A 634-nucleotide genomic window follows, 5' to 3' on the forward strand; every position below is an offset into this window, starting at 1 on the left:
CACGTAACGCTTGCGTCCCAGCCAGAACACGAAGGTGGCCACGAACATCAGGATGCCCGGGATGCCGAATGCCCACTGCGGGCCCAGGTTCTTCAGCGCCAGCGGGATCAACAGCGAGGCAAACAGCGAGCCGAAGTTGATGATCCAGTAGAAGGCGTCGAACACGACCTTGGCCAGATGCTTGTTGCTCTGGTCGAACTGGTCGCCCATGAAGGAGGCCACCAGCGGCTTGATCCCGCCGGCGCCCAGCGCGATCAGGCCCAGGCCGAGGAAGAAGCCCTCCCGGCTGTCCTCGAACACGGCCAGGCAGGCGTGGCCGGCGCAGTAGATCAGGCTGAACCACAAAATGGTGTGGTACTTGCCGAAGAACTTGTCGGCCAGCCAGCCACCAAGCAGCGGGAAGAAATACACGCCGATCATGAAGCTGTGCATGATGTCCTTGGCCTCGCCCGCACGGCCTTCGGCGGTGATCTCCTGCAGCAGCAGCGAGGTGATCAGGAACTGCACCAGGATGTTGCGCATCCCGTAGAAACTGAACCGCTCGCAGGCCTCATTGCCAATGATGTACGGGATCTGGCCTGGCAACTTTCCTTTGCCGGGGCTGGCGGCTGCGATCGTGCTCATCCTATGGGGC

1 protein-coding gene is annotated in these 634 nt (G+C 61.8%); it reads right to left on the minus strand.

The window, feature by feature from the left end:
• The coding region (locus AC1DQP_RS21285) for a POT-type proton-dependent oligopeptide transporter (RefSeq protein ID WP_478052531.1) at positions 1-624 on the minus strand (624 nt) is incomplete at its 3' end.
• Between the last annotated feature and the right edge of the window lie 10 nt (positions 625-634).

The sequence above is a fragment of the Stenotrophomonas sp. P5_A8 genome (assembly GCF_056400545.1).